The sequence below is a fragment of the Sphingomonas crocodyli genome (assembly GCF_004005865.1).
Taxonomy (GTDB): domain Bacteria; phylum Pseudomonadota; class Alphaproteobacteria; order Sphingomonadales; family Sphingomonadaceae; genus Rhizorhabdus; species Rhizorhabdus crocodyli.
Map to the genome: position 1 here is coordinate 2,443,269 of NZ_SACN01000001.1, position 24,865 is coordinate 2,468,133.

Annotated in this window: 24 protein-coding genes; 9 read left to right on the top strand and 15 right to left on the bottom strand. The window is 66.3% G+C overall.

Features of this window, described 5'->3' with window-relative positions; translation table 11 throughout:
- Positions 1–2: 2 nt before the first annotated feature.
- The 7 genes from EOD43_RS11700 to EOD43_RS11730 are packed head-to-tail and all read right to left on the bottom strand — an operon-like array spanning position 3 to position 7,932.
- Positions 3–1,637 (bottom strand): acyl-CoA dehydrogenase family protein, encoded by a 1,635-nt coding sequence (locus tag EOD43_RS11700; protein WP_127743985.1) that lies wholly within the window; start codon positions 1,635–1,637, stop codon positions 3–5.
- Positions 1,634–2,458 carry an HTD2 family dehydratase gene (locus tag EOD43_RS11705; protein WP_127743987.1) on the bottom strand — a complete coding sequence of 275 codons (825 nt, stop codon included), beginning with the start codon at positions 2,456–2,458 and terminating at the stop codon, positions 1,634–1,636. Before EOD43_RS11705 ends, EOD43_RS11700 begins: the two co-directional genes overlap by 4 nt.
- Positions 2,455–3,657: a CoA transferase gene (locus EOD43_RS11710; RefSeq protein ID WP_127743988.1), complete on the bottom strand. Its 1,203-nt coding sequence runs from the start codon at positions 3,655–3,657 to the stop codon at positions 2,455–2,457. The genes EOD43_RS11705 and EOD43_RS11710 overlap by 4 nt, the downstream gene beginning before the upstream one ends.
- A 3-nt stretch (positions 3,658–3,660) precedes the next feature.
- Positions 3,661–5,130: a 3-hydroxyacyl-CoA dehydrogenase gene (locus tag EOD43_RS11715; protein WP_127743990.1), complete on the bottom strand. Its 1,470-nt coding sequence runs from the start codon at positions 5,128–5,130 to the stop codon at positions 3,661–3,663.
- A gap of 3 nt (positions 5,131–5,133) precedes the next feature.
- Complete coding sequence (locus EOD43_RS11720) at positions 5,134–5,904, bottom strand: enoyl-CoA hydratase-related protein (RefSeq protein WP_127743992.1); 771 nt, start codon at positions 5,902–5,904, stop codon at positions 5,134–5,136.
- Positions 5,905–5,934: 30 nt separating this feature from the next.
- The gene (locus EOD43_RS11725; RefSeq protein WP_127743994.1) at positions 5,935–6,753 is read right to left on the bottom strand and encodes an IclR family transcriptional regulator; all 819 of its coding nucleotides are present in this window, start codon (positions 6,751–6,753) and stop codon (positions 5,935–5,937) included.
- 27 nt (positions 6,754–6,780) lie between these two features.
- Positions 6,781–7,932, bottom strand: coding sequence for an acyl-CoA dehydrogenase family protein (locus EOD43_RS11730; RefSeq protein WP_127743996.1), 1,152 nt, complete (start codon positions 7,930–7,932; stop codon positions 6,781–6,783).
- Between the two features lie 149 nt (positions 7,933–8,081).
- Here EOD43_RS11730 and EOD43_RS11735 point away from each other — a divergent pair, with 149 nt between their 5' ends.
- Positions 8,082–9,266, top strand: a complete 1,185-nt coding sequence (locus EOD43_RS11735; protein ID WP_127743998.1) for a CaiB/BaiF CoA transferase family protein — start codon at positions 8,082–8,084, stop codon at positions 9,264–9,266.
- Here EOD43_RS11735 and EOD43_RS11740 read toward each other — a convergent pair.
- Positions 9,244–10,599 (bottom strand): sensor histidine kinase, encoded by a 1,356-nt coding sequence (locus EOD43_RS11740; RefSeq protein ID WP_127744000.1) that lies wholly within the window; start codon positions 10,597–10,599, stop codon positions 9,244–9,246. The genes EOD43_RS11735 and EOD43_RS11740 overlap by 23 nt on opposite strands.
- Positions 10,596–11,273, bottom strand: coding sequence for a response regulator (locus tag EOD43_RS11745; protein ID WP_127744002.1), 678 nt, complete (start codon positions 11,271–11,273; stop codon positions 10,596–10,598). The genes EOD43_RS11740 and EOD43_RS11745 overlap by 4 nt, the downstream gene beginning before the upstream one ends.
- A gap of 114 nt (positions 11,274–11,387) precedes the next feature.
- Here EOD43_RS11745 and EOD43_RS11750 point away from each other — a divergent pair, with 114 nt between their 5' ends.
- Positions 11,388–12,092 carry a hypothetical protein gene (locus tag EOD43_RS11750; RefSeq protein WP_240653162.1) on the top strand — a complete coding sequence of 235 codons (705 nt, stop codon included), beginning with the start codon at positions 11,388–11,390 and terminating at the stop codon, positions 12,090–12,092.
- 134 nt (positions 12,093–12,226) lie between these two features.
- Here the strand turns inward: EOD43_RS11750 and EOD43_RS11755 are convergent, their stop codons facing one another.
- From EOD43_RS11755 to EOD43_RS11765, 3 genes are read right to left on the bottom strand one after another with little or no spacing between them, the layout of a single operon-like run.
- A complete protein-coding gene (locus EOD43_RS11755; RefSeq protein ID WP_127744004.1) occupies positions 12,227–13,057 on the bottom strand; it encodes an HpcH/HpaI aldolase/citrate lyase family protein in 831 nt (276 codons plus the stop codon).
- Positions 13,058–13,074: 17 nt separating this feature from the next.
- Complete coding sequence (locus tag EOD43_RS11760; protein WP_127744006.1) at positions 13,075–13,917, bottom strand: alpha/beta fold hydrolase; 843 nt, start codon at positions 13,915–13,917, stop codon at positions 13,075–13,077.
- An 18-nt stretch (positions 13,918–13,935) separates the two neighbouring features.
- Positions 13,936–15,150 carry an acetyl-CoA C-acetyltransferase gene (locus EOD43_RS11765; RefSeq protein WP_127744008.1) on the bottom strand — a complete coding sequence of 405 codons (1,215 nt, stop codon included), beginning with the start codon at positions 15,148–15,150 and terminating at the stop codon, positions 13,936–13,938.
- 80 nt (positions 15,151–15,230) lie between these two features.
- On the opposite strand from EOD43_RS11765, the gene EOD43_RS11770 reads away from it, so the two are divergent.
- The 7 genes from EOD43_RS11770 (at position 15,231) to EOD43_RS11800 (ending at position 22,280) form a co-directional block, all read left to right on the top strand.
- A complete protein-coding gene (locus EOD43_RS11770; RefSeq protein WP_127744009.1) occupies positions 15,231–16,037 on the top strand; it encodes an enoyl-CoA hydratase/isomerase family protein in 807 nt (268 codons plus the stop codon).
- Positions 16,034–17,578 (top strand): AMP-binding protein, encoded by a 1,545-nt coding sequence (locus tag EOD43_RS11775; RefSeq protein ID WP_127744010.1) that lies wholly within the window; start codon positions 16,034–16,036, stop codon positions 17,576–17,578. Before EOD43_RS11770 ends, EOD43_RS11775 begins: the two co-directional genes overlap by 4 nt.
- The gene (locus EOD43_RS11780) at positions 17,575–18,018 is read left to right on the top strand and encodes a PaaI family thioesterase (RefSeq protein WP_127744011.1); all 444 of its coding nucleotides are present in this window, start codon (positions 17,575–17,577) and stop codon (positions 18,016–18,018) included. Before EOD43_RS11775 ends, EOD43_RS11780 begins: the two co-directional genes overlap by 4 nt.
- Before the next feature lie 120 nt (positions 18,019–18,138).
- On the top strand, positions 18,139–18,897 hold the full coding sequence (locus EOD43_RS11785; protein ID WP_127744012.1) for an SDR family NAD(P)-dependent oxidoreductase: 759 nt from the start codon (positions 18,139–18,141) through the stop codon (positions 18,895–18,897).
- Between the two features lie 23 nt (positions 18,898–18,920).
- A complete protein-coding gene (locus tag EOD43_RS11790; protein ID WP_127744013.1) occupies positions 18,921–19,889 on the top strand; it encodes an antibiotic biosynthesis monooxygenase family protein in 969 nt (322 codons plus the stop codon).
- The gene (locus EOD43_RS11795) at positions 19,889–20,824 is read left to right on the top strand and encodes a DMT family transporter (protein ID WP_127744014.1); all 936 of its coding nucleotides are present in this window, start codon (positions 19,889–19,891) and stop codon (positions 20,822–20,824) included. The genes EOD43_RS11790 and EOD43_RS11795 overlap by 1 nt, the downstream gene beginning before the upstream one ends.
- 265 nt (positions 20,825–21,089) lie before the next feature.
- Complete coding sequence (locus EOD43_RS11800) at positions 21,090–22,280, top strand: amidohydrolase family protein (protein ID WP_127744015.1); 1,191 nt, start codon at positions 21,090–21,092, stop codon at positions 22,278–22,280.
- A gap of 100 nt (positions 22,281–22,380) precedes the next feature.
- On the opposite strand, the gene EOD43_RS11805 is transcribed toward EOD43_RS11800, so the two are convergent.
- The 3 genes from EOD43_RS11805 to EOD43_RS11815 are packed head-to-tail and all read right to left on the bottom strand — an operon-like array spanning position 22,381 to position 24,796.
- Positions 22,381–23,178: a TIGR03084 family metal-binding protein gene (locus EOD43_RS11805; RefSeq protein WP_127744016.1), complete on the bottom strand. Its 798-nt coding sequence runs from the start codon at positions 23,176–23,178 to the stop codon at positions 22,381–22,383.
- A complete protein-coding gene (locus tag EOD43_RS11810; RefSeq protein ID WP_164857207.1) occupies positions 23,175–24,035 on the bottom strand; it encodes a phosphatidylglycerol lysyltransferase domain-containing protein in 861 nt (286 codons plus the stop codon). The genes EOD43_RS11805 and EOD43_RS11810 overlap by 4 nt, the downstream gene beginning before the upstream one ends.
- A complete protein-coding gene (locus EOD43_RS11815) occupies positions 24,035–24,796 on the bottom strand; it encodes a FadR/GntR family transcriptional regulator (RefSeq protein WP_164857208.1) in 762 nt (253 codons plus the stop codon). The genes EOD43_RS11810 and EOD43_RS11815 overlap by 1 nt, the downstream gene beginning before the upstream one ends.
- Between the last annotated feature and the right edge of the window lie 69 nt (positions 24,797–24,865).

Below are 24,865 nucleotides of genomic sequence, written 5' to 3' on the forward strand. Positions count from 1 at the left end.
GCTTACGCCGCCGCCAGCCCGCGCCCGATCACGTGCGCCTGAATCTCCGCCGCGCCCTCGAAGATGTTGAGGATGCGCGCGTCGCACAGGATGCGGCTCGCTTCATATTCGAGCGCATAGCCATTGCCGCCGTGGATCTGGACGTTGAGGTCGGCATTCGACCACGCGACCCGCGCCCCGAGCAGCTTGGCCATGCCCGCTTCGATATCGCAACGCTGGCCCTTGTCCTTGTGGCGCGCCGACGAATAGGTCAGCTCGCGCGCCATCACCAGTTCGGCGACCATGAGGGCCAGCTTGTCGGTGACACGCGGGAAATCGGCGAGTTGCTTGCCGAACTGCTTGCGCTCGGTGGCGTAGCGCAGCGCGACGTCGAACGCGTTCCAGCCCACGCCGATCGCACGCGCCGCCGTCTGGATGCGCGCGCCTTCGAAGGTCTTCATCAGCTGCTTGAAGCCCTGCCCTTCATTCCCGCCGAGCAGCCCGTCTTCGGCGACCTTGAAGTCGTCGAACGACAGCACGAACTCCTTCATGCCGCGATAGCCGAGCACTTCGATCTCGCTGCCGTCGAGCCCTTCGTCGGGGAAGTTGGTCCCCTCCGAACGCCCCTTGGCCGCCAGCATCATCGAAAGCCCGCCATAGCCCGGCGTGTTCGGATCGGTGCGGCACAGCACGGTCATCACGTCGGCGCGGCCGGCGTGGGTGATCCAGGTCTTGCTGCCCTTCAGGCTCCAGCTGCCGTCATCCTGCCTGATCGCGCGGGTGCGGACCGAGGCGAGGTCGGAGCCGGTGTCGGGCTCGGTGAAGACGGCGGTGGGCAGGATCTTGCCGCTGGCGATGCCCGGCAGCCACTTCGCCTTCTGCTCGGCGGTGCCGTTCTGCCCGATCAGCTCGCCCGCAATTTCCGAACGGGTGCCGAGCGAACCGGCGCAGATCCACCCGCGCGACAATTCTTCGGAGACGAGGCACATGGCGAGCTTGCCAAGGCCGAGGCCACCGAATTCTTCCTCGATGCAGACGCCGAACACGCCCAGTTCGGCCATCTCCGCGATCACCGCGTCGGGGATCAGTTCGTCGGCCAGGTGCCACGCATGTGCGTTCGGCGCGATCCGGTCCGCCGCGAAGGTGCGGAACTGTTCGCGGATCATGTCCATCGTCTCGTCGTCGAGCGCCTCGTCGGGCAGCTCGCCGCCGCGCAGCAGGTTCGCGAGCGCGAGGCGCGTCTCGGCGGTGTTGCCGTCGGCCAGGAACGTCTTCACGGCCTCATCCGCCGCGAGCGTCGCAGCAGCATCGGCGATGCCGAGTTCGCCCGGACGCGCATATTCGTTCTGGCTCATCGGCACGCCGCCGATCAGCTGCGCCAGATATTCGCCCACGCCGATGCGCAGCGTCAGCACGTCGATCTCACGCTGGCGGCCGGCACCCTGCCCGCGCGCCGCCCAATCGGCGGTGGCGGCGATGGCTTCGGCGGTCGTCGCGATCCAGGCGAAGCCGTGGACGAGGCGCTGCTGCTGATCGGCAAGCTTGCTTTCGACCTTGCCCGAAGGCGCGATCGTGGCGCCGACCTTGGCCTGCGCGGCCTTGGCATAGATGCGCGCGGCGGTAGCGGCGGCGGCGGCGGAGGCGATCCAGTCGGTCATTTGTAGGTCACTTTCGCGGACGTGGAGGTGGCGCCGTCGCAACGGACGGCCTGAACTTCGCCGTCGCCGGCGTGCTGAAGGCGGATCGGCTGGCCGAGGAAGATCGGGGCCGATGCGCGGAAATCGAAGCTGGCCAATTCGCCCTTGGTCGCGGCCAGCGCGGCGAGCTTCGCGGCGATGAACGGCCCGTGGACGATCAGCGCGGGATAGCCCTCCACGCCGGTCGCATAGGGCACGTCATAATGGATGCGGTGCCCGTTGAAGGTGACGGCCGAAAAGCGGAACAGGTTGACCGTCGACGGCTCCCACAGATCGCCATCGATCGGATCGGCAGTCGGCGTCGGCAGCGGCACCGGGTTGTTGTCGGCATCGCGATAGACGTAGCTCTGCCGTTCGGTGACGCGCACCACGCCGCCCTGGCGCAGCTCGCGGTCCACCTCGACGAACACCAGATCGCCCGAACGGCCGCTCTTGTGGGTCACGTCGGCGACGGTCGAGACCAGTTCGGCCTCCTCCCCGATCAAAAGCGGCGCTTCGAACCGGATCTTGGCCGATGCGAACATGCGGCGCGGCAAGGTGATCGCGGGCAGGAAGCCGCCACGCTTGGGGTGCCCGTCCTCACCGATGTCGCCATCGGCGGGTTCGGGCAGGAAGAAGGCCCAGTGCGCCAGCGGCGGCAGCACCTTTTCCACATTGCGGTCGCTGCCGACCGCGAGCGCGTAACGCCGCAGCGGTTCGGCTTCGAGCCGCTGTTTCAGCGCCTGGGTGCGCCCGATCGCGCTGCGCCATTCGGCGATCATGTCTTCGGTGATGTCGCTCATGCCACCAGTCCCTGATCGTGAAGCTTGCCGATTTCGCCGCTGCTGAGGCCCAGCAGGGTCGCCAGCACTTCGTCCGTATCCTGCCCGATCTTCGGCGAGGGCGCGGCGGGCTTGCGCTCGTCGGCCGGAAGCCGCGCGGCCGCACCCGGCGTCGGATAGGATGCGCCGCCCGCATGGGTGACGTTCGAGAAGATCGGATTTTCGCCGAACAACCGCGGCTCCTTCGCCAGCGATTGCTGCAGCGTGCGGTAGATCGACCAGGTGCAACCCGCCCCGTCGAACACCTCGGCACAGGCCGACAAAGGCAGCTTCCCGATCGCGCCTTCGACGAGCGCATCGACGCGGGCACGGTGGTTGAAGCGCGCGCCCTCATCCTTGGCGAAGTCGACGCCGAGTTCGCTTTCGAGCGCCGCAATCGCATCGGCGAGGCCCAGCGCCTTGATCAGCCCGGTCCACTGACGCGGCGTGATTGCGACGAGCATCACCCGCTCGCCATCCGACGTTGCGAAGTCGCGACCGAAGGCGCCGAACAGGTTGTTGCCGCTGCGCGGGCGATCGGCACCGCCCAACATCACTTCGGCGACATTGCCCAGATTGCCCATCGTCGCGGCAGCCAGATCGGACAGCGCGAGGCGGATTTCGCGGCCCTTGCCGCTGATCCGGCGATCACGCTCTGCCGCCAGCATGTTGAACGCCGCCATCGCGCCCGCATAAAGATCCCATGCCGGCAGGACGTGGTTCACCGGGCGCGGATCATCGGGATGGCCGGTCATCGTCGGCACGCCGACGCTGGCGTTGATCGTATAGTCGACCGCGGGCGTGCCATCGGCCCAGCCCATCACGCGCAGGCAGACCAGATCCTCGCGCAGCGCCGACAGCTTTTCGTAGCTGAGGAAGCCCTGCACCGGGAAATTGGTGACGAACAGGCCGTCGCCGCTGGTCGCGATACGCTGCGAAAGCTCGCGGCCCTCGGGCTTGGAAAGGTCGATCGCGATCGACTTCTTGCCCTTGTTCAGCCCCTCCCAATAGAGGCTCTGCCCGCCCGGACCGATCGGCCAGCGCGCGCTGTCGGGGCCGCCGCCGATCTGGTCGAAGCGGATCACGGTCGCGCCCATCTGCGCGAAGTGGAGGCCGCACGAAGGCCCGGCGATGAACGCCGCGCCTTCGACCACGGTCAGACCTTTGAGGAGATCGTACATCGATCAATCGGCCTGATAGATCGACTGGCCGAGCAGCGCGCGACGACGCAGCCACAGGCTCGGGCGGTAGCGATCCGATCCGGTCGCCTCCTGCAGGCCCTGCATGATCTTGTAGGTCTTCGCGACGCCGATCTTCTCCGCCCATTCGAGCGGGCCGGCCGGATAGTTCTGCGCCAACTTCATGCCCAGATCGATGTCGGCGGGCGAACCCACCCCGATCTGCGCCAGTTCGCTGCCGAGGTTCGCGATCATGCACAGGATACGCTGCAGCACGAAGCCCGCCGAATCCTTGATCACCTCGACGATGAAGCCATGCCCGCGCAGCCACGCGGCCACCGGCTGCGCCGCCGCCGAGCCGCCCGGCGCGGTCATCAGCGTCAGATGCTTCTTGTCGACCGCGGTGAAATCGATCGCGACGGTCGTCTTGGGATCGAGGCCGAGGCGCGCGCAAATGCTCGAGCAATCCTCGCCCAGCGGCGCGACCAAAGTCGGGCCGTCGCCATCGACGAGGCCGAGTTCGGTGAGCGCAGCGAAATCTGCCGAACCGTCACCGATCTTCGCGGCGAACGGACCGCCCTCGCCCACTTCCGGCGCGGGCGCGACATCCTTGGCCTCGTCGCCGTACTTGAAGAAGCCCTGGCCGGTCTTGCGACCGAACAGCCCTGCGTGGAACATTATCTCGTGCAGCGTCGTCGTCTTCAGGCGCGGATCATGCTGATAGCCCTGATAGATGTACGACGTCGCCGGGAAGTTCACGTCGATGCCAGTCAGGTCCATCAGTTCGAACGGCCCCATGCGGAAGCCCGCGCCGTCGCGCATGATGCGATCGACGGTCGCCGGGTCGGTCACCTGCTCCTGCACGACCGCCAGACCTTCCTGCGTATAGGCGCGGCCCTGCAGATTGACGAGGAAGCCGGGGCCGTCCTTCACGGTGACGGGCACCTTGCCGAGGATCTTCGACAAGGCGGTCGCATCGTCCGCCACCGCCTGCGACGTGGCGGGCGCGGTGATCACCTCGACCAGCTTCATCAGCGGCACGGGGTTGAAGAAGTGCAACCCGCAGACGCGCGCCTTGTTCTTGCAGCCCGCCGCGATCGCCGCGACCGAGAGCGAGGAGGTGTTGGTCGCCAGGATCGCGTCGGCCGACACAATCTCCTCCAGCTGCGCGAACAGCTTCTGCTTCGGCTCCAACCGCTCGATGATCGCTTCGACCACCGTCTCGCACGGCGCGAACTGGTTCAGGTCGGTCGCGAGCGTCAGCCGCGCTTCGGCTTCGGCGGTATAACCATCGGCGAGCTGACCCTTTTCGACCATGCGCGCGATGCGGCCGATAATGTCCTTGCCCGCCTTGGCGAGCGCATCGGCCGACAGATCGAACAGGACGACCTTGAGGCCGGCGGTGAGGCCGATCTGCGCGATGCCCGCGCCCATCGGGCCGGCGCCGACGACGCCGAGAGTGGTGGTTTCAGCCATTGATCAACGTCCCTTGAAGACGGGTTTACGCTTTTCGAGGAAGGCGGCGATGCCCTCGTCGCGGTCCTCGGTGGTGAAGAGAAGCTGGAAGGTCTTGCGTTCGAGCGCGAGCGCGGTGTCGAGCGAGGCGTCGGGGCCAAGGCCCACCGCCTCCTTGATCGCCTGCACCGCGAGCGGCGGCAGTGCCGCGATCTTCGACGCGATCTTCAACGCGTGCGGGATGACCTGATCGTCGGGCACGACTTCGGAAACGATGCCCATCGTGTAGGCGACTTCGGCCGGGATCAGATCGCCGGTCAGCAGGTAGCGCGACGCCTTGAACTTGCCGACCGCGCGGACCAGCCGCTGCGTGCCGCCGGCGCCCGGCATGATGCCGACCTTGACCTCGGGCAGACCGAACTTCGCGCCCTCGCCTGCGATGATGATGTCGCAATGGAAGGCGAGTTCCGAACCGCCGCCCAGCGCGAAGCCGTTGACCGCGGCGATCACCGGCTTCTGGCAGGCGCGCAGCGCGACCCAGGCCGCGACCGATTCCCGCGTCTGGGCGTCGCGCACGGTGCGCTTCTTGAGTTCGGTCAGGTCCGCGCCCGCCGCAAATGCCTTCTCGTCACCCGTGATGACGATCGCGCGCACCGCCGGATCGAGGTTCAGCTCATCGATATGCGCGGCGAGTTCGAGACGGAGCGGAACGCTCAGCGCGTTCAACACTTCGGGCCGGTTGAGCTTCAGCAGCGCGACGCCTTCGATCGGCGTTTCTTTCAAGACTTCGGCCATATCCCTCTCCTCTTTTCCGAAATGTCGTCGTCACCAGCGCCGCTGGCTCAATTCCGCCCGCACCGCTTCCTTCATCGCGACAAGGCGGGGGCCGATATCGGCTTCCATCCGCTCGGGCGTGAACAAATAGGTTGGGGCCGAACAGGTGAAGCCGTGGACGGTGCCGTCATTCTGCACCAGCACCGCGCCCACGCCGTTGATCGCACGGTCATAAGTCCCTTCGAAGACGCAGTAGCCGCGCGCCTCGATCTGGGCGAAGGCGCCTTCGAGCCGCGTCTTCGTGGCCGGCCAGTGATCCTCACTCGCCCGCGCGATCGCATCCATCAGGACGGTGCGGTCCTTATCCGGCAGGCCCGACAGATAGGCCGCACCCATCGCCGACCGGTGGATCGGCACGCGCGCGCCGGCATCGAGGCTGAACGCCACCGTGCGGCTCCCGCGTTCGACATCGAGATAGATCATCGTCAGCCGATCGCGCGCGCCCAGCGCCACCGAAGCGTCGCTATATTCGGCGAGATCCTTCATGTGCGGCATCGCGATCCGCCGGATACCCGCCGCCGCGACGCACGCCGCGCCCAGCGACAGCACCGACGGCGCGATCATGTAGCGCGACAGGCGCGGCAGATAATCGAGATAGCCGAGCGTGGTGAGCGTATGCGTGATCCGCGAGACGGTCGCTTTCGGCAGTCCCGTCCGCTCCGCCAGTTCCTGATTGCCGAGCGGGCCGTCCTCGGGCGTGAAGGCGCGCAGCACCTCCAGCCCGCGGGCGAGCGCGGTCACGAACTGGCGATCGGTCTTCTCCTCCTCCGCACCGGGAAGCGAGAGAACCTTGCCGAATTCCTTGGCCACGCCCGCGCGTCTCCGCCCCGGCCCCGATCAGACCTTCAGGCCCGCCTCGCGCAGCAGCGCCTTGGCGATGATCGTCTGCTGAACCTGCGAAGTGCCCTCGTAGATGCGCATCAGGCGGACGTCGCGATAGAAGCGCTCGACCTTATATTCGGCCATATAGCCCGCGCCGCCGTGGATCTGCACCGCGCGATCCGCGACGCGGCCCAGCGCTTCCGATGCGAAATACTTGGTCGATGCGACGTCGGCCGAAACCTTCTCGCCCGCGTCGTAACGCTTGGCGACATCCTGCGTCATCAGCCAAGCCGCATAGGCTTCGGTGCGGCTATCGGCGATCAGGCCCTGGATCAGCTGGAACTGGCCGATCGCCTGCCCGAACTGCTTGCGCTCGACCGCGTAATTGACGCTTTCCTGCACCAGACGATCGCACATGCCGCTCGACAGCGCCGACAGGTGGATGCGGCCGCGATCGAGAACCTTCATCGCGGTCTTGAAGCCGCGCTCGGGCACACCGCCGATGATGTTTTCGGCCGGGATGATCACGTCGTCGAGGATGACGTCGCACGTCATCGTGCCCTTCTGGCCCATCTTCTTGTCGAGCTTGCCGAAGCTGATGCCCTTGGTCTCGGCCGGCAGGATGAAGGCGGTGACGCCGGCGGCGCCCTTCACGTCGGGCTGGCTGCGCGCCATCAGCGTGAACATGCCCGCGCGCGGCGCATTGGTGATGAAGCGCTTGGTGCCGTTGACGCGATAGACGTCGCCCTCGCGGATAGCGGTGGTGGTGATCGATGCGGCGTCCGAACCCGCATTCGGCTCGGTCAGTGCGAAGCTGGCGAACATGCCGCCGGCGAGCTTAGGCAGCCATTCCTGCTTCTGCGCCTCGGTACCGTCCATGACGATGCCCTGGCTGCCGATGCCGACGGTGGTGCCGATCACCGAACGATAGGCGAAGCTGGTGCGGCCCAGTTCGTAGATCACCTGCACTTCCTCGGCCGAGGTGAGGCCTAGGCCGCCATATTCTTCGGGCACGGTCAGGCCGAACAGGCCCAGATCGCGCATCTCGTCGATGATTTCCTGCGGCACCGCATCCTCATGCTCGACGCGGTCCTCGTTGGGAATCAGCCGCTCGTCGACGAAGCGGCGCACGGTTTCGCGAAGCATGGCAAAGGTTTCGGTGTCCATCGGTCCATCCGTTATGATTGCAGGCCGGCAAGGCGGCCGGAGTCGGGTGGGGTTTGTAGTCCCTTCGACGCCAAAGCCAAGCTCAATTCTGCATTGCGGAATTATATTCCGCTTTCTAAAAGAACTACCTGAATAACAGGAGAGAGACGGTGGCAGGGGTTTTGGACGGCATCCGGGTGCTTGATTTCGGCCGCTATGTCGCCGGCCCCTATGGCGCGACCGTGCTCGCCGATTTCGGCGCCGACGTGATCCGGATCGAACGGCGCCAGGGCGGCGAGGACCGGCTTGTCGCCCCCATCACCGACGATGGCGAGGGATCGATCTTCCTCCAGATGAGCCGCAACAAACGATCGGTCGCGATCGACACGCGCACGCCGGAATCCAAGGAAGTGCTGCGCCGCCTGATCGAAAGCGCCGACGTGGTGATGGCCAACGTCCCCGACAGCGCGCTCGCCGGCATGGGCATCGATTATGAGACGCTGGAAGCCATCAAGCCCGACATCATCCTGTCGAACGTCTCCTCGTTCGGCCCCGTCGGCCCGTGGAAGGACAAGGGCGGATTCGACTCGGTCGGCCAGGCGATGAGCGGCGGGGTGCATCTGACGGGCACCGCAGACCAGCCCTATCGCACCCCGATCAGCTGGGTCGATCACGCGACCGGCCTCTATGCCGCGATCGGGGTGATGATGGCCTTGTGGGAGCGTAACCGCTCCGGCCGTGGGCAGCAGATCGACGGCAGCCTGCTCGGATCGGCGGTGTCCTTTTCGACCACCTACCTCGTCGAGCAGGCGGCGCTGGGGATCGATCGCACCGCGATCGGCAACCGCAGCTTCATCAACGGCCCGACCGACATCTACAAGACGACCGACGGCTGGATCGTCACCCAGGTCGTCTCCAACCCGCTGTTCAAGCGCTGGACCAAGCTGATGGGCGAGCCCGAATGGCTCGACGATCCGCGCTTCGCCAGCGACGGCACCCGCGGCGACAATGGCGATGTGCTGTCCGAACGCATGGGCAAATGGTGCGCCGAGCGCAGCAGCGATCAGGCGATTGCGGAGCTGGGCGCCGCAGGCATCCCCGCCGCCCCGATCCTCTCGCCGCGCGAAGTCCTCGCCCATCCGCAGGTCGAGGCGATGGGAATGAAGCAGCAGGTCGCCTATCCCGGCCTCGCCGACGGCGCGACCCTGTTCCGCATGCCGGTAAACCTCAGCGAAACCCCCGCCGACATCCGCACCCCGCCCCCGACCTTGGGCCAGCATACGGGCGACGTTCTGACGGAACTCGGCTTCTCGGCCGATGAGGTTGCGGCGCTCAGGGCGTCGGAGACGATCTGACCGGTTCGAACCGTATCAGGAAGGTCGCTCCGCCCCCCGGCGTCCCGGCATAATCGACCATCGTGCGGTGGACCCGCGCCACCTGCGCGACGATCGCGAGGCCGAGGCCCGAATGGGCGTTGCCCGATCGATCCTTCCGCCAGAAACGGCGCAGCATATGCGGCCGATCCTCCGCCGCCACGCCCGGCCCGTCATCGGCGACCGACAACGTCCCGTCTTCGTGGACGCCCACGATGATCGATGCGCCGGGCGGCGTGTGGTGCAGCGCATTTTCGATCAGCGCACCCAAAGCCCGCGTGATCAACCGCGCCGATCCATAGACCGCCATCTCTCCGTCGCCGCCATCGAACGCGATGCTGCGCCCGCCCCGGATCGCGAGCGGCGCCATATCCTGAACCGCCGCCATCGCCAGCGCCTGCAGGTCCACCACATCGCGGATCGGCGGGGCATTGTCGGCATCGGCGATGTCGAGCAACTGCCCCACGATCCGCCCCAGCTGATCCAGATTGGCGCGCAATGCGGCCGCCACCTCCGCATCGGCAACCGCATCGACGCGCATCCGCGCGATGGCCAGCGGGGTGCGCAGTTCGTGCGCAGCATCGGCAATGAAGTCGCGCTGGATGCCATAGCCGCGCGCCACGCGATCGAGCGCCTGATTGACCGCGACGGCCAGCGGACGGATCTCCGTCGGCATCTCGGCATCGGGCAGGCGCACGTCGAGATCGTGGACGTCCAGCGTGCGAACATGCGACGACGCGGCATTCACCGGCCGCAGCGCCCGCCGCACGATCAGCAGGTCGACCGCGAGCAGCACCGCCAGGATCAGCGCGATCAGCAACGCCCCCCACAACAGGAATTGCTGCACGATATCGTCGACGATCACGTCGGGATGTTCGAGATTCTGGATCACCACGATCCAAAGCCCCCCGCCCTGCCCGACCGGTACGCTCAACCCCGAAAACACCGCCCGCCGCGAATGCTGGCGAAAGAAGGACGGGCCAGGATCGCGCGGCACCGCATCGTCCACCCGCGCACCGCGCCGTGCGCCCAGCACCACGCGCCCACCCTTGTCGATCACGCGGTAGGAAAAGCTCGCCCCGCTGCCCCGTATCGCATCCGCCGCCTCGCCGCGCAGGTAAAGTGCGCCATCGCCACCGCGCACCAGCCCCCGCTGCAGCGTCTCGGCATGCGCGGTCAGCGTCTGGCGCTGCAGCCGATCGGCGGTGGAATCGAGGAACAGATAGACCGCGCTCGCCACGATCAACGTCGTCGCCAGCAGCGCAGCGGCATGCATCCACAGGATGCGCGACAGGATCGATCCCGGCCGGCTCATGGCCTATCCTCGGCCAGCATATAGCCGACCCCGCGCACCGTGCTGATCCCCACGCCCGCCCCGAGCGCCTCCAGCCGGCGGCGCAGGCGGTGCATGTAAACCTCGACCGCGTTCGAACTATAATCGTCGTCCGCGCCGAACAGCGCGCTTTCGAGCTGCGCCTTGCGCACCACCCGCCCCTGCTGCCGCGCGAGCATCACCAGCAACTGCATCTCGCGCGCCGGCACCTGATGCGATCGGCCCGCGATCCGCAGATCCTGCGCCTCGATATCGAGCGTGATCGCCCCCGCCCGAATGCTGCGCCCATAAGCGGCGTCGGGCCGGCGCAACAGCGCGTGGATGCGCGCCACCAGCTCCTCGGGCGCGAACGGCTTCACCAGATAATCGTCGCTCCCTTGGTTCAGCCCCGCGACCCGATCGGACACCGCGCCCCGCGCCGTCAGGATCAGGACCGGCGTCGCATCGCCACGCGCGCGCAGCGATCGCAGCAGCGCCAGCCCATCCTCATCGCCCAGCCCGAGATCGAGGATCACCGCGGCATAATGCGACACGTCGAGCAGCAACTGCCCGTCGGCCAGCGTCGCCGCCCGATCGCTCGCCAGCCCCGCGCGCGCCAGCACCTCGCCCAGCAGACGCGCCAGCTCGTCATTATCCTCGACGATCAGCAGCCGCATGGCCCCATTCCCTGAACTGCTGATCCGTAAGGTCCGTGTAAGCCGATCCGAAGATCACAATCCTCCTTCGCGCCACCCGTCGGCCGGCGCTTCATAGCGAGGATATTTCCGTCGATGCACCCTCTCCGGCTTTTCCTGCCGATCCTCGCCGCAACCGTCGCCTTGCCCGTCCACGCGCAGACCTATCCCGCCATCCCCGAACCGATGGTGTTCGATATGGTCCGCCCACTCGGCGCGAAGAAGGGCGAGCTGGAGGCGAATACGTTGGGCCAGATCAATCTGTCCGGGCGGCATCGCGAGGTCGAATGGGCGCCCGAGGTCGAAATGGCGCTGGCCGACGGCTTTGCCGCCGAACTCGAACTGCCGCTCACCGATCGCAAGGTTACGGCCTACAAGATGGGTCTTCAGGGCACGTTCGGCACGCTGCGCGGCGGAGATGCCGTCCACGGCGTCCAATATCTGGGCGTCTATGATCGCGCCGACGACCGCTGGTATTCGAGCCTGCTCTACCTGATCGGCAACCGGCTGGGCGAACGGTGGAGCAGCATGACGATGATCGGCATCGGCGATGTCACCTTCTCCGGCCCGAACGCCAGCGCGCTGCTGCTCAACCAGTCGATCTTCTACGATCTCGGCCCCGACACGATCCTGGGGATCGAGGCCAATTATCGGACGGGCGGCGATCGATACTGGCTGATCATGCCGCAGCTCCACCACGATTTCGGGCCGGTTTCGATGCAGGCCGGCATCGGCGCTACCAAGGCGCGCGGCAGCGCCGTCCGCCCCCGCGCCGGTCTGCGCCTGATCGCGGAGTTTTAAGCCACACCGTCATCTCACTCTCCTCGTCATTGCGAGGAGCCGAAGGCGACGCGGCAATCCACTCCGAATGCGGAATGGATTGCTTCCCCCGGATCAAGTCCGGGGTCGCAATGACGAGTGGTGAGGAGAGTGGCCTAGCCCGCCGCCGCGAGTGTGGCCTGCGCCAGCTTCAGGTGCGGCATGTCGATCATGCGGCCGTCGAGGCGGAGCGCGCCGACGCCGGGGTTCGCGTCGAACGCGGCGATGATCGCCTTGGCATGTTCGATCTCGGCCTCGCTGGGCGTGAAGGCGGCGTTGATGACCGGGATCTGCGATGGGTGGATCGCCAGCATCCCCTGAAAGCCATCACGCCGCGCGCGACCGGCATAGGCCGCCAGCCCTTCCAGATCGGTGAACGCCGGATAGACCGTATCGACCGGCTTCACCCCCGCGCCATGCGCCGCAAACAAAGTGAGCGATCGGATCAGCTGGAAGGGCGGCGTGTGGATGCCGTCCTCGCGATTCGCAGTCGCGCCGACGCCGACCGCCATATCCTCCCCGCCCCAGCTCAGGCCGATCAGCAGATCCTTGAACAAAGCATAGTCACCCAGCGTGAAGACGGCGGCTGGCGTCTCGCAGGTGATCAGCAGCGCCTTCTTGTTCATGCGGCGCAGATAGGGCGCGATGACCTCCATCGTCGCGCGGCCCTCCGCCTTGGGGACCATGATCGCATCGGCGTCGGCCGCAGCCGCCATATCCTCCTCGACCATGCCCAGATCGACCGGGTTGATGCGGACGAACAGCGGCGCCGGGCGCTCGGTCTTCGCCTTCAGGAATTCGGCGACCATGCCGCGCGCGGCGGGCTTGCTGTCGGGGGCGACCGCATCCTCAAGGTCGAGGATCAGCGCGTCGGCGCCGACGCCCAACGCCTTTTCCATCCGGTCGGGCCGGTCCCCCGGCACGAACAGCATCGAACGCAGGCGCATAGGAAATCCCTTCGAAATCAGGCCGGATAGACGCGGGAGAGAAACTCGATGGTCGCGCCCGCGAAGTCGGTGTTGGCGTCTCCGGCGACCATATGCCGCGCGCCGCTCACCTCGACAATCTCCGCCGTGGGGACGAGGCGACGAAACTGCTCGACGCCTTCGTCCGACACGATCTCGCTATCCGATCCGCGCACCATCAGTGTCGGCACCTCGATCGCGCGCGCCGCCTCGTCCAATCGCGCCTGCATCACGTCGATATCGGGTCGGTGGCCGGGGCGCGGATTGATGAAGGCCGGATCCCAATGCCAGACGAGCCGTCCGTCCTCGCGCTCGCGCAAATTGCGCCGCAGCCCTTCGACGCTCTTGGGCCTCGGCCGATGCGGCAAATAGCGCGAGACGGCATCCGCCGCCTCCTCGACGGTCGCAAAGCCTTCGGGATTCGCGCCCATGAAGCCCTGGATCGCCGAACCGCCCTCGCGCCTGATGTGCGGGGTGATGTCGACGAGGACGAGCGCGGAGGCGATCGCGCGATCCGCCTCCCCGATCGCCACCATCGACGTCAGCCCGCCCAGCGACGCGCCGATCAGCGCGGGCCGCGCCTCGACCTGATCGAGCACCGCGCGCAGATCGTCGACGAACACGTCCATGCCGTAACCGTCGGCCGACCAGTCGCTCTGGCCATGCCCGCGCGCGTCGAGCGTGATTGCGCGATAGCCCTGATCGGCGAACATCGCCGCGGTGCGCCACCACGAACCGCGGGTCTGCCCCGCGCCGTGGAGCATCACCACCGGCCTGCCTTCGCCCACGATGTCGGCGGCGATCTTTGCGCCGCCGGCACCCGTGAAATTATGAACCGTCATTAGAGATAACTCTATGCTCTACTCGGCCCGTTCGAAGATCGCGGCCAGCCCCTGCCCGCCGCCGATGCACATCGTCTCGAGGCCGTAGCGGACGTTTCGCCGCTTCATTTCCCGCAGCAGCGTGGCGAGAATACGGCCGCCCGTCGCGCCGACCGGGTGGCCCAGCGAAATGCCCGAACCGTTGACGTTGAAGCGATCGAAGTCCGACTTGGCGAAGCCCCAGTCGCGCGTGCAGGCCAGCACCTGCGACGCAAAGGCTTCGTTGAGTTCGATCAGGTCGAGATCGCTCAGCTTCAGCCCCGCATTGTCGAGCGCCTTCTGCGTCGCCGGGACCGGGCCGATGCCCATCCGGCTCGGCTCGACGCCCGCAATGCCCCACGACACCAGCTTGCCGAACACCTTGAGGCCATATTTGTCGACCGCCTCGCGCGACGCGACGATCGCGACCGACGCGCCGTCATTCTGGCCCGATGCATTGCCCGCGGTCACGGTCGCCTCGGGATCCTTGGCGAGCATCGGCTTGAGCCGCGCCAGCGCCTCGACCGTCGTATCCGCGCGCGGATGCTCGTCGGTGTCGATGACGACGTCGCCCTTCTTGGTCTTGAGCGTGACGGGCACGATCTCCTCGGCGAAGGCGCCCGACTGCTGCGCCTTGACCGCATTCTGGTGCGATCGCACCGCAAACTCGTCCTGCTCCAGACGCGGGATATTGTGATCCTTGCGCAGATTTTCGGCCGTCTCGATCATCCCGCCGGGCACCGGATAGTTGATGCCGCCCGCCGTTACGCGACCGCGCGCGAGTGCATCGTGAAACACGGCCGCGCTGCCCTTGATGCCCCAGCGCTGCTCGGTCGAATAGAAAGGCGCGTTGCTCATCGATTCGGCGCCGCCCGCCAGGACGACCTCGGACGCGCCGCTCGACACCTGCAGCGCGGCATAGATCAGCGCCTGCAGGCCCGAACCGCAGCGGCGATCGATCTGAAGACCGCCCACCGTGATCGGCAGGCCCGCATCGAGCGCAACCACGCGGCCGAGCGCCGGTGCGTCCATCGACGGATAGCATTGCGCGAACAGCACATCGTCGACCGCCTCGCCCGGAAGCCCCGTCCGCTCCATCAGCGCCTTGACCACCGCCGCGCCCAGGAAATGCGCGCTGACGTCCTTGTACATGCCGCCGAAGCGACCGACCGGCGTGCGCAGCGGTTCGCAGATGAAGGCTTCTCTGAACTGCATCGTGAATCTCTTCCCTTCCGATTTGAGATAACTCTATATACGAAACCACCTCGCGGAAAAGTTGGAATGGGAGAGCTTAGTTGGCCGATGTTTTGATCGAGACGGTCGAGGATCGCGTCGCGACCCTCACGCTCAACCGGCCCGACAGCCTCAACGCGCTCGACACCGAACTGATGCGCGAACTGCTCGCGGCCGTGCGTCGTGTGGCGGAGGACGACAAGATCGGCTGCGTGATCCTGACCGGCGCGGGCAAGGGCTTCTGCGCGGGCGGGGACGTCAAGGCGATCGGCAAGGCGTCGGCGGATCGCGTCGCGGGCACCGCGCCGAAGCGGTCGACCACCGAAAGCCGGGTGCGCTGGCTGCGCCGTTCGGTCGAGGCGTCGCGCATCCTCCACGAAATGCCCAAGCCCACGATCGCGATGATCAACGGCGCGTGCGCGGGCGCGGGACTCAGCCTCGCCGCCGCATGCGATTTCCGCTTCGCCGGCGCGGGCGCCAAGTTCCGCGCGGCCTTCACCACCGGCGGCATGCCCGGCGATTATGGGGGCAGTTGGCTGTGGACCCACATTCTCGGCCCGTCGAAGGCGCGCCAGCTCTACCTGATCGATGAGAAGCGCAGCGCCGAACAGGCGCTCGGCTTCGGTCTGGTCGATCGGGTTTACGACGATGCGGAACTCGTTGCGGAGACGATGGCGGTCGCCCGCCAATTGGCGGCATTGCCGGGGCAAGGCGTGGCTTATGCCAAGGCCAATCTCAACGCGGCGCTGACCGAAGGTTTCGCCGCCTCGCTCGATCGGGAGTCGCTCAACATGATGCTCGCGCGCAACGCGCTGGTGGAGGCCCGCAAGGCCGCAGAAGCCGCCAAGGCCGCGGAGGCTTCCGCGTGAACCGAGCCGTCACCATCCCGCACACCGCGCTCGAAGCGGCGGCGACCTGGCCCGACGTGATGGGCGTGATCGATAATGACAAGCGCCTGACCTTCGCCGAACTCGCGCAGGCGATGAAGCAGGCGGCGGGCGCCTTCGTCGCGGCGGGGCTGCAACCAGGCGAGCGCGTTGCGATCTGGGCGTCCAACTCGATCGAATGGATCATCGCCTGCCTCGGCCTGCAGGCGGCGGGCGGTGTGCTGGTGCCGCTCAACACGCGCTTCCGCGGCGCCGAGGTCGACTATATCCTGCGCCGCTCGAACACGGTGATGGCCGTCGCCGCGACTGAATTCCTCGACACTCGCTATGCAGAGGTGATCGAGGGCCTTGCCATCCCGCACATGCGCCGCGTGATCCACATCGGCGCGGACGGCCTCAAGGGCTGGGACGCCTTCCTCGCCTCCGCCACCCCCGCGAGCATCACCGAGGGTGAAGCGCGCACCGCCGCGCTGACCGGCGATACGGTGTGCGACATCATGTTCACCAGCGGCACCACCGGCGATCCCAAGGGCGTGCTGGCCACCCACGCGCAGGTCGTCGAAACCGCGCGCCTGTGGGCCAAGGCGACCACGCTGACGGCGGGCGATCGCTTCCTCGTCATGTGGCCGTTCTTCCACTGTTCGGGCTACAAGGCCGCCTGGGTCGTCTGCCTCGCGGTCGGCGCGGGCATCGTTCCCGAAGCGACGCTCGACGTGCCGAGCCTCGTCGACAAGGTCGAGCGCGAGCAGGTGACCTTCCTGCCCGGCCCGCCGACCCTTTTCACCACGCTCCTCAATGCCAAGGATTTCGATCCGAAGCGCATCGCATCGATCCGCGTCTCGGTCACCGGCGCCGCCTCGGTCGCGCCGTCGATGATCACCGCGATGAACGAGGTGCTGGGCATCCCGACGGTGCTGACCGGCTACGGCCTCACCGAATGCAACGGCACCGCGACCATGTCGAAGGTCGGCGATCCGCCCGAAACGATCGTCAATTCGTGCGGCAGCGCGATCGAGGGGATCGAACTCAAGATCGTCGACGGCGATGGCAATACGTTGCCCGCCGGTGAGGCTGGCGAGGTGATGATCCGCGGCATGAACGTGATGCTCGGCTATCTCGACGACGAAAAGGCGACCGAGGAAGCGATCGATCCCGATGGCTGGCTCCATTCGGGCGACATCGGCATCCTCGACGAGGCCGGCTATCTGCGCATCACCGATCGCAAGAAGGACATCTTCATCGTCGGAGGGTTCAACTGCTATCCGGCCGAGATCGAGAAAATGCTGCTCGCGCATCCCGCCATCCTCCAGGTCGCCGTCACCGGCATTCCCGACGAGCGCATGGGCGAAGTCGGCCGTGCCTATGTCGTGCTCAAACCCGGCGCCGAACTGGACGAAAAGGGCCTGATCGCGTGGAGCCGTGAGCATATGGCCAATTTCAAGGTGCCTCGCTCGGTCATCTTCTCGGACGAACTGCCCACCAACGCGACCGGCAAGGTGCAGAAGTTCAAGTTGCCGGCATGAGGCATATCGACGCGGCACCGACAGGCGAATTCGGCTGGGTGCCGCCCGATTTCACGCCCCCGCCGGGCTTCGTCCATCTGCCCGGTCCCGGCCAGTTCATCGGCCGCTCCGCCGATTATTTCATCCGGCGGCAAGATGACGGCAATCATACGCTCGGCACCCTGATCTGCGAAGGCCAGTCGAACACGCAAGGCTATGCGCATGGCGGCTTCCTGATGACCTTCGCCGATTTCGCGCTGACGATCATCACGATGGGCATCACGATCAACCTCACCGCCGATTTCATCCGCCCGGTGAAGGTCGGCGAATGGATCGAGGCGCAGGTCGTCACCCGCAAGCGCACCGCCAACCTGATCTTCGCCGACGCGATGGCCACCACCAACGGCCGCGAGGTTTTGCGCATGAGCGGGGTATTCAAGCCGGTTCCAAACCGAACGTAGAAGCAAAACAAATCCGTTCGTGTCGAGCGAAGTCGAGACACGTTCACAAGCGCCCAGCCAACGTGTCTCGACTTCGCTCGACACGAACGGAAAAAAAGGCGCAACCGAGAGGAGAGCGTCATGAGAGGCCTGAAAAACAAGCGTTTCATCATCGGCGGCGGCGCGACCGGCATGGGATCGCGGCTGGCTGTGCGGCTGATCGACGAAGGCGCGCAGGTGCTGGTGGGCGACATCAACCTGCCCGCGCTCGACACTCTGAAGGCCGAGCGCGGCGCGATCCTGACGCAGCATTACGATCTCGCCGACGAAGCCTCGGCCGAAAAGCTCGTCTCCGCCGCCGTCGAGGCGTTCGGCGGGCTCGACGGCGTCGCGATCACCGGCGCCGATCTGTCCAAGGCGACGATGGGCAACGATCATCCCGTGCCCGACATGGACGTCGCGATCTGGGAGCGGACCAACCGCGTCAACCTGATCGGCCCCGCCGTGCTGATCCGCGCGGCGATCCCGCATCTGAAGGCGGCAGGCGGCGGATCGATCGCGGCGGTTTCATCGGGTTCGGCGTTCAACGGCATGCCCGCCCTTCCCGCTTATGCCGCGTCGAAGGCAGGGCTTCAGGCGCTGATCCGCCACGTCGCGCGGCTGGTGGGCAAGGCGAATATCCGCTGCAACGGCGTCTCCCCCGGCCTCGTCGAGACGCCGGGCGCGATGGTCAACCTGACGCCGGACATGCGCGAGCGCGCTCTGGCCGACACGCCCCTGCCCCGCTTCGGCCAGCCGGAAGACATTGCGTCGATGCTTGCCTTCCTCCTCTCCGACGATGCCGAATGGATCACGGGCCAGACCTTCGCGGTCAATGGCGGCGCGGGCTTCCGCGACTAAGCGATCCTAAGGGGAGAGAGACGATGATCCGGCGCTTCTACATCATGCCGCTGCGCTATGGCGTTGATGACACGCAGGTCGAGGCGTTCCGCAAGGGCTTCGACGATACCGATCGCTTCCTGCCCGGCCTCGTCGATTCCGCGGCGGGCCTCGATTATGACAGCGACACCGTCATCTGGGAAAACAACTTCGTCGACGAGGCGGCCTATACCGGCCCTTATATGCTGCACGCCTATCACGCGCAGATGCTCGACAATTATCTGATGGCCGACAGTCCCGAATGCATCACGCAGGACATCTACGCCACCCGCTACACCTTCGACACGCCCGCCCCGCGCATCGAAAAGGGCATACGCCGCATCGTGCTGATGAAGGTCGCCGAAGGATCGGACGCCTCCGCGATCACAGATATGGTCGCGAAGGGCGAAGGCATGGCCGCCTCGGTATTGGGTGAGGACAATGTCGGCTGGGTCTCGTTCAAGGGCCGCCCCTGGACCCACATCTGGGAACAGACCTTTGCCGACGAAGAACAACTCGACACGTATCTGCGCAGCCGCGACGGTCTCGCCACCTCCAGCAGCGAAGGCTTCGCGCGGCTCGGCCTCCCGCTCGAAAAGCTCAAGATCTTCACCTACGATTTCACGCTTAAATCGGATGCCGCGCCCCGGCCGATGCCCGAAGACGTTTTCCCGACCTTCCTGACCTACACCGCGCGGGTCGCGGCCAAGGATGCCGACGCTTTCATCGCCGCGATGGTGGCGGATTATGATCCGTTCATGGCCGAAAATGGCGCGCCCCTGCTCCAACGCTGGCGCACCGTCGACGATACCGGCGACTATGCCGACATCCTGTCCAGCTGGTCGCTCGCCTCGATCGCGGCCTTCAATCCGATGCGCTTCGCCACCCATGCCGATCCGCGCTGGCTGCGTTTCGTGCAGGATGCGATGCCGATGGTTGTCGGCGGCACGCGCCGCTTCTATCGCACGGCCTGATGAACCCACCGGAACAGGATCATGGCCTCGGCCTGCGCAGCATGATGCTCGCGCTTTCGGGCTATGGCCTGTTCGCGATCAGCGACGGCATCGCAAAGCTCGTGACCGGCCATTATCCGGGCACCGCGCTTGCTTGCCTGCGCCATCTGTTCGCAGCGGTCGGGATCGCGATCATCCTGTGGCTGCGTGAAGGGCGTGCGGGCTTCACCTTCCCCCTGTGGCGGATGCAGCTTGCGCGCGGCGCGGCCATCGCGCTCAGCACCGTCTCGGTCTTCGTCGGCCTGCGCTACATGCCGCTCGCCGCCTCCACGATGATCCAGTTCGCAAGCCCGCTGATGCTCGTGATGATCTCGGCCCTGTTCCTCGGCGAACGCGCGCCGCGCGTCACCTGGCCAGCGTCACTTCTCGCGATCATTGGCATCGCGCTGGTCATCAAGCCCGAATTGTCCAACGTCGGCTGGGCGGGGCTGTGGCCGCTTGTCAGCGCCTTGTGTCTCGCCTTCCTCGTCCTGTTCAACCGGATGGCCGTGGGCCATGCCAGCGCGCTCCAGATGCAGTTGCTCGGATCGGGCTGCGCCCTCCCCTTCACGCTGATCGCCGCGTTGGTGGGCGATGTTTCGGGGGCGGAGGGGCTGCATCTGGTATGGCCCAGCCTCGGCATTGTCCTTACGGCCTGCGCGATCGCCGTCGTCGCGACGGGCGGCCAGATCCTGTTGTTCATGGCCACCGAACGGACCAGCGCCGCCCACATCGCGCCCTTCATGTATTTCCAGATGCTCGTCGCGATCGTCTTCGGCGTGCTGGTATTCGGCACCTGGCCCGATGCGCTGGCAATGCTCGGCGCGTCGCTGATCGTCGCCGCCGGTCTCCTCCTCTGGCACAACAGCCGCCGCCCCGCGCTGGCGGATGCGATCGCCGAGACCTCGCACGTCTGAAGCTGTCCTACACCCGGTCCGATCCATAAGATCGCGACATGGCCCGCATCGCTCATCATCGGCGCACGCTGCTCACGAAAATCCGTGCGGGAGGCGATTCCGAAGCCGACGTAGTGACAAGTTTGATAAGTTTCGTATTTCGAATTCCGCGCGACTCGCACCGCCTGTCGCCCGCGCCAAAGCTTATGCGCCTTCGCGATAAGTCCCGGAGTTGCCCCGAACCGGCGACAGGCGCACCCTCCTGTTCAAATAGAGGAGCAGGATCATGGCTACGCAATTGAAGCCCACCGCGCGCGATCTGATCGCCGGCATCAAGATCATCGACACCGACACGCATCTGAGCGAACCGCATGATCTGTGGACCAGCCGCGCGCCCGCCAACCTGAAAAATCTCGTCCCCCGCGTCGATCTGTTCGAGGGCAAGCCCACCTGGATCATCGGTGAGGGCAAGCAGCTGTCGGGCATCGGCGCCAGCCCGATCTCGGTGATCAAGAAAGACGGCAGCAAGTCGCGCTCGCTGGAATTCTTCGACTGGCAGATCGGCGACGTCCATGCTGGCGCGCACAGCGTCAAGGAACGGCTCGAGGTGATGGACGAAGCGGGCATCCACGCCCAGATCGTCTATCCCAACGTCCTCGGCTTCGGCGGCCAGCGCGGCTGGGACGCCGACGAGAATATCCGCATCGCCAGCATCGAAATCTACAACGACGCGATGGCCGATATGCTGCAGCAATCGAAGCAGCGCATCTACGGCATGGCGCTGCTCCCCTGGTGGGATGTGAAGCGTTCGGTCGCCGAGGTGGAGCGCGCCAAGAAGATGGGCCTGCGCGGCGTCATCATCAATTCGGACCCGCAGAATAACGGCCTGCCCGATCTGGCCGAACGCCATTGGGATCCGCTGTGGGAAGCGTGCGTTGCCAACGACATGCCGATCAACTTCCACATCGGCGCGTCGGAAAGCTCGTCAGCGTGGTTCGGCAGCAGCTTCTGGCCGTCCGAGCCGCACGACATCCGCTTCGCCATCGGTTCGTCGATGCTGTTCTTCGGCAATGCCCGCGTGATGGCGAACATCATCCTGTCGGGCATTCTCGATCGCTATCCGACGATCAAGTTCGTCTCGGTCGAAAGCGGGATCGGCTGGATCCCCTTCCTGCTCGAAACGCTCGAATATCAGCTCCACGAAAATGCTGTGACGAAGACCTTTTCGCTCACGCCGGAGGAATATTTCCGCCGCAACATCTACGGCTGCTTCTGGTTCGAACGGAAGAATATGGCCGCCACGGTGCGCCAGTGCGGTGTCGACAACGTCATGTTCGAAACCGACTTCCCGCACCCAACCTGCCTTTACCCCGAACCGCTCGAACATGCGGCCTCGGGCCTGGCGCAGCTGACCTTCGAGGAGCGCGAGAAGATCCTCAGCACCAACGCCTCGAAGCTCTACAACATCCCGCTTTGAACAGTCGTCATCCCGGCGGAGGCCGGGATCTCAGCGAGCATCTAGGCGGCAGTTGGTCGCAAGAACCTCCTGACATCCCGGCCTCCGCCGGGATGACGGATCAGGCGTAGTCCACCTTCCGCACCCCAGCCGCCGGCCCGTCGGCCGGCTTGCCCGCAAAGCATTGCGCCACCTCCATCCACGCCCGCGCGCCTGCGCCGGTCACGATCAGATCGGTGTCGTCGACATGCCGGCGCTGCGTGACGACCAGTGCGAAATCCTCGGCCGGGCCGGTGATGCTCTCGGCCCCGTCCGGGGTCCATTCCCACACCGCACCCGACGGCGCGGTCAGCGTCACGCGCGGCGGCGCGGGGCGATCGAGGCCACGGTTGCGGAAAGACCAGCCCTGCGTCCTCACCCCCAGATCGCAGATCGCACGGATGCGGTCGTGCGACGGGCGGCGGACGCGGAACAGGTCATAAATGTCCTGCCCGTGCGCCCACACCTCCATCTGCCGCGCGGCGGCGAAGGAAGCGACGCCCATTTCCGGCCCGAACCACGGCATCCGCGTCTCGGCATCCGAAGCGGCGAAGCGCGCCAGCACCTCCTCATAGGTCGCGCGCCACGCGGCCAGTTGCTCAGCAGGCGCGAGATGGCCGAAGCGGGTGCGCATCTCCTGGCTCAACTCGATCCCCTGCGCCTGCCCCGCACGCACCGCCTTGAACAGCTCGGCAAACTCGGCGGCGTCGCGCATCGCGATCAAGCCGAACAGGTCGACCTGGTGGAGGTGCATCACCTCGTCGGCCACGGTCCAGTCGTAGAAGACGGTGTGCTTGCCCCAATCGGCCTCGGGCAAGGTCGCCAGCCAATCGGCCAGCTCGTCATATTCCGCCTGCAGATCCGCCATCAACGCCTTCATGCTCCACCCCTTTTGCTTGCTCTGTACTTCCGAAGCTGCCCCATCGGCGCCAGCGCGCGCTTCGCCTGCGCGAAGCCCGGCTTGCCCAGATCCTGTTCGAAGTTGACGATCGCCGCCCCGCACGTTGCCGCGAACCGCGCGAACATCCACGGATAGGCGCCGGCATGGACGCGGCGCCCCTTGGCGAAATGGACGACGCGCGATCCGTCTGCATTGGTCCCCGCCAGCAGGAACGCCGCCGGCTCCCCCGCCCCCGTCGTCACCAGCAACCCGTCGAGTCCCAGCGCCTCGCGCCGCGCCAGCGCCTCACGGCAGGCATCGAGATCGGTCATATCCGGATCGCGCCCGACATCGGCGAGCCAGCCATCGAGCACCGTCCGCGCCGACACGAGATTGGCGTCGCTCAGCGGCTCCGCGACCGGCGCCTGCTCGGCCTCGAAAGCGCGCGCCTGCGCCCGCTTGGCCTTGGCGCCATCAAGCTTCGCCAGCGCCTCGGCGCGATAGACATAGTCGGCATCGTCGTCGTTCCAGCGCACGTCGAACCCGGCCTGCGCCAGCGCATCATCGCTCAACGGATAGAGGCAGTCGACGCCATCGAGCAGCCGCGCCGCCCCCTCCGCATCGATCGACACCAGCGGCATAGCATGCCGCTCCCCATCATAGGTGCGGCCGGTGATGTGCGGCAGATCGCCATCGACGAAGCGATAGTCATGCCGGTCGCGGAACAGCCAGAGGTTCGCGAAGCCATATTCGGACAAGGGCGACCGCAAGGGCGCGATCAGCGCCTCGATCCTCTCGCGCATGTCGAGCGACAGCGGCATTCCGAGGCCGCCGCCAGGGACGGCCTCTCCGTCCATCAGCGTGCCGGAAGCGCCATCGGATCGGACTGGAAGCCGCCGCTGCCCATATCGTCCTGCATCCATTCGACGACGATCGTCGAACAGCGCCGCGTGGCGAGCGAGGCCATCTCCTCATCCCCGCTCAGGATCGCGGCAACCATCTGGTTGCGGTGGAGGCGATATTGCTCGATCCGGTCGGGCCGATGCGCATAGACGTCGTCGGTGCCGCTGACGCGCGCCGCCAGATCATAGGTGATGTTCAGGAACAGCTCGAGCAGCAGGTTGCCGCTCGCCCGCCCGATCAACCGGCCCAGCTCGCGCTCGGTCTTCAGGAAGGTCAGATAGTCGTTCGCCCCACCCTGCTCGTCGAGCGCGCGCTCCTTGTCGAGGAAGGCGCCGAGCGCGGCCAATGCCTCCGGATCGCGGTTGCGCGCGGCAAGCTGCGCGAGTTCATGGCGGATCGGCTCCACCGCGCGGACCAGTTCGCGCAGCTTGGCGTCATGCGCCTCGAGATAGATGGCGGCGATCCGCGCGACCGTGATGCTGCTCGGCCGCGAGGTGAAGTAACCGCCGTTAACGCCGCGCTTGATCTCGATCAGATGTTCCTGCGCGACCAGAGCGGCCGCCTGGCGCAGCGTCGGGCGGCTTACGCCCAGCCGGGTCATCAGCTCGTCTTCTGACCCGACCAGCTGCCCCTCCTCACGTTTCATGGCCATATCGCGCAGCGCTCGGGCGGCCTGATCGACGGCGGACGTTCTGGGCTCCTTGGGACGGGACATTCGGGCTCCTGACGATGGGACTTGCCACGTTATAATATTATGGCCAAAGCGCAAAAGAGTAATCTCAAA